Consider the following 4,018-nt stretch of genomic DNA (forward strand, 5'->3'; position numbering starts at 1 on the left):
CTGCCGCGGGCGGCGGCGCGGAGGCATTCTGGCGCGCCGCGAATTGCTGCTCGCGAGTGCGGGCGAGCCCGGCGAAGCGCCCGTCCGGATAGGCGTTGAGATAGGCGCGGTACTCGGCCGGGTTCTCGCTGGAGCGGATCGATTCCCAGAAGGAGAGTTCGTAGGCGTCCTGCCGGGCCGCAGGCGATTCCGGCGGCGGCAGCGGGATGACGGCTCGGTTGGTCTGCGCGATCTGGGCCGGGCGGGCGACCGGCGTGACGATGAGGCCCGCCGGCGGCTCGGAGGAGGTCCAGATCTGCTGGGCGCGGCGCGTCTGCCTCGCCACGGCCTCGCGGGTGCGGGCGAGGGCCGCCTGCATGTCGAGCCCGGGCGTGCGGATCGCCTTGACCCATTCGTCCACGGCGGGGTTGCCGCGATCGGGCTGGGTGCGGCCGGGCGCCGTGGTGAACATGACGCCGATCGCCTCCATCCGGTCGATCGCGAGGAGCCCCTTGGACGGGCCGGAGAGGTCCGCCTGCCAGGGATTGTCCCGGCTGGCATCGAGAAGGACGAGGGCGCTGGCCGGCCGCGCCACGATCAGTGCGTCGAGGAGCAGATCGAGATCGACCGCCGCCTGCCCGATCTCGGCCGAGGAGCGCAGGCGCGGATCGACCGGCACGAGGAAGTTGCGCCCGCGCTGCTGCACGGCATGACCGGCATAGAACACCACCGCCTGGGCGCCACGGCGCAGCCTCGCGGAGAAGGCGGCGATCGCGTCCTGCAGGGCGGGGCCGCTGGCGTCTTCCGCCGTGACGACGTCGAAGCCGCCCTCGCGCAGCGCCTCGGCTACGGCGCGGGCATCGGCCGTCGCGCCGGCCACGGGCGAAACGGGGTAGGCGCCATTGCCGATGACGAGGCCGACGCGTGGCGCCCCCGGCTCGCCAGACTGGGCGAAGGCCGGTGCGGCCGACAGCAGCGAAACGCAGACCGCCAGAGCCAGGCCGCGCAACCAGGACATGCGGTTCCTCATCTGCCTCCCGAATCCTCCCGACCGCATCGCGCCGTCTCAGCGCACATAGACCGTGATCTTGCGCGACATCACGGGAGGATCATGCGGAACGTGATTATGGTCTCCCAGCAGGAGCTGCAAGGTGTGGCGGCCCTTGGGCAGCGTCACCACCACCTCGCTCTGGCCGTTGCCGAGATGGATGTTGTTGTAGTCTGCGGGGATGGGCTGGTCGGCCGGGCCGGGCTCGGTGTTGATCAGGAGATGGTGATGGCCGGTGGCGGGCCATTCCGTGCCCGCGGGGGCGAGGCCCATCTCCTTGAGTCCCATCCGCACCGTGAAGCGCTCCGGCACGCGCAACCCGTCCAGCGGATAATGGAAATAGACCTCCGCCCCCTTGGGTGCGGGCTTTCGGCCCGAGCCGGACTGCGCAAGCGCCGGCAGCGCCGCGATCACGGCACTTGCGGCCAGCAGGGTGGCGAGGCCCCGGTGGGTTCGGCGGCAAAGGGTCATCGCCGCTTCTCCGGGCGTCTGCCGCCGGGCGCCACCGTCACCCGGATGCGCTCCGACAGGATCGGCGGATCATGCGGCACATGGTTCTCGTCGGTGAAGATCAGCTGCAGCGTGTGTTCGCCGCGGGGCAGGGTGATGCGGCGCTCGGTCTGTCCGCCGCCAAGATGGATGTGGTTGAGATCGGCGGGAATCGCCTCGTCGAGCGGCGGGGTGGGCGCATTGACGATCAGATGGTGGTGCCCGGTATTGGGCTTGGCGACGCCGGCGGGCGCCACGCCCATGTTGCGCAGACCAAAGCGGACCGTGGTGTTCGGGAAGATCACGTCGCCGTTGCGCGGGTAGACGAAATAGACGGCCGCGTCCGGCGGGGCGGGTGTCGGCGCGGGCTTGCCGTCAGGCCGGGCCGTTGGCTGCCTCACGGAGGCCAGCTGGTCGCCCTCGACGACGCGCACCCGGATGCGTGGCGACATCACGGGCGGATCATGGGGAACATGGTCGTGGTCGCCGAGCAGCAGCTGCAGCGTGTGTTCGCCCGGCGGCAGCGTGATCTCGGCCTCGGTCTGGCCGCGGCCGAAATGGACGTGGTTGAAGTCGCTGGGAATCTCGTGGTCGAGCGGCGGCAGCTCGGTGTCGATCAGCAGGTGGTGGTGGCCGCCATTGGGGCGCGGTGTTCCGGCCGGCGACAGGGCCACGCCCTCCGTGCCGAAGCGGATGATCGAGCGTGTCGGGATCGTCGCCCCGTCGACGAGGTCGACGAAGAAGACCCGGGCGCCGGGGGCTGCCGCGACACGCGCCTTTTCCTGCGGCTCGTCGAGGACCTCGACGGTGATGCGGCGCGACATCACCGGGGGATCATGGGGCACGTGATCGTGATCGGCGAAGAGCAGCTGCAGCGTGTGGCGGCCGGCCGGCAACACGACCTCGATCTCGGTCTGGCCGCTGCCGAGATGGAGGTGGTTGAAATCGCTCGGGATCGGCTGGTCGAGCGGCGGCAGCTCGGTGTCGATCAGGATATGGTGGTGGCCGGCATTGGGTTGCCGCTGCCCGGCGGGGACGACTTCCATGCCCGAGAGCGCAAAACGGACCAGGAATTTGCCCGGCAGGCGCGCACCATCGGCAATGTCGACAAAATCGAGCCGGGCGTCGGCCGGGGCCTTGCTCCGCTGCCGGGCCGCCTCCTGGGCAGATGCGGGAGGGGCGAATGCGGTCGCGATGACGGCCAGCGTCAGGAGCACCGACATGATGCCGAGCCGAACCCTGTACACCGGGCCTGTTCCCCTCGCTCTTCCAGCCTCGAGAATCTACCAGCGGTGGCGTCTTCGGGCAAGCCGAATAGCCTTTTCCTCAACGGTTTGCGTGCCACTGATCCGGGACGGCACCGCCTCGCCGTCTGGATTTTCGGCGGTCGCTCCGCTAGATTGCGTTCAGGAAGGACCTCATGATCGCGATCGCCAGACTGCCGCTGCTGATGGGCCTCGCATTGCTGCTGCTGGCGCTGCCCGCGACGGCGGCGACGGAGCGTCGCGTCGCGCTGGTGATCGGCAATTCGAGCTATGCCAACGCGCCCGTCCTGCCCAACACGATCAACGACGCGCGTGACATGGTGGCCGCGCTTCGCAAGGTCGGCTTCGAGGTTGTCGACGGCGTCGATCTCGACAAGCGCGGCATGGACCAGGCTGTGACCCGGTTCGCGCGCCTGGCGCAGGATGCTGACGCCGCGATGTTCTACTATGCCGGGCACGGGCTGCAGTTCAACGGCGAGAACTATCTCGTGCCGGTCGAGGCGCGGGTCGAGGACGAAATCGGCGTCCAGTACGAGACGACGCGGCTCAACGACGTGGTGACGGCGCTGAACTTCTCGCGCGGCGTCAAAATCATGGTGCTCGATGCCTGCCGCAACAACCCGTTCGTGACCCATCTCGCCAAGCGCCAGGGCACGCGCAGCTTTGCCGTCGGCACCGGGCTCGCCCCCGTCGCGCGGGCGCAGGGCATGGTGATCGCCTATGCCACGCAGGCCAACGACGTCGCCGCCGACGGGAGCGATCGCAACAGCCCCTTCACGGCCGCGCTGGTGCGCGAGATCGACCAGCCGGGCGTCGAGGTCGCGACCTTGTTCCGGCGCGTCCAGAAGAGCGTCTATGATGCCACCAACGGCCGTCAGACGCCGGAGTTGTCGCTCTCGCTGCTCGGCGATTTCTACCTGAACCGATCCGAGACCGACAGCGACGTCTGGGGGCGGATCCGCACCAGCGAAGACCCGGCCGTCTATCACGACTTCGTCCGCCGCTATCCGACCAGCTTCTTCACCATCGACGCGCGCACGCGGCTCGATCTCCTCGAGCGCCGGGCCGATGAGGCGAAGGAGCGCGACCGGCTCGCCCGCGACTTCGCCGCACGCGAGCGCGCCCTGATGGAGCGTGTCGAGCGGGCGGAGCGGGTGCGCCAGCAGGCGGCGACCGACCTCGCCAAGCGCCAGACCGAGGCCTCGCTGACGATCGCGCCGCCGCCCGGCACCGCCGC

General features: G+C 69.8%; 4 protein-coding genes. 1 reads left to right on the forward strand and 3 read right to left on the reverse strand.

The annotated features are described in order from the left end of the window. The 3 genes from Q8M82_RS14765 to Q8M82_RS14775 all read right to left on the reverse strand — a co-directional run. Positions 1-997, reverse strand: a 997-nt coding sequence (locus Q8M82_RS14765; RefSeq protein WP_305692097.1) for a caspase family protein, incomplete at its 3' end; no start/stop codon positions are given. Between the two features lie 48 nt (positions 998-1,045). After that, complete coding sequence (locus tag Q8M82_RS14770; RefSeq protein WP_305692098.1) at positions 1,046-1,498, reverse strand: DUF4399 domain-containing protein; 453 nt, start codon at positions 1,496-1,498, stop codon at positions 1,046-1,048. Then, positions 1,495-2,763, reverse strand: a complete 1,269-nt coding sequence (locus Q8M82_RS14775) for a DUF4399 domain-containing protein (protein ID WP_305692099.1) — start codon at positions 2,761-2,763, stop codon at positions 1,495-1,497. Before Q8M82_RS14775 ends, Q8M82_RS14770 begins: the two co-directional genes overlap by 4 nt. A 173-nt stretch (positions 2,764-2,936) precedes the next feature. Here Q8M82_RS14775 and Q8M82_RS14780 point away from each other — a divergent pair. Next, positions 2,937-4,018: caspase family protein (locus tag Q8M82_RS14780; protein WP_305692100.1), on the forward strand; the 1,082-nt coding region annotated here is incomplete at its 3' end.

The organism is Allobosea sp. (genome assembly GCF_030694325.1).
Lineage (GTDB): Bacteria > Pseudomonadota > Alphaproteobacteria > Rhizobiales > Beijerinckiaceae > Allobosea.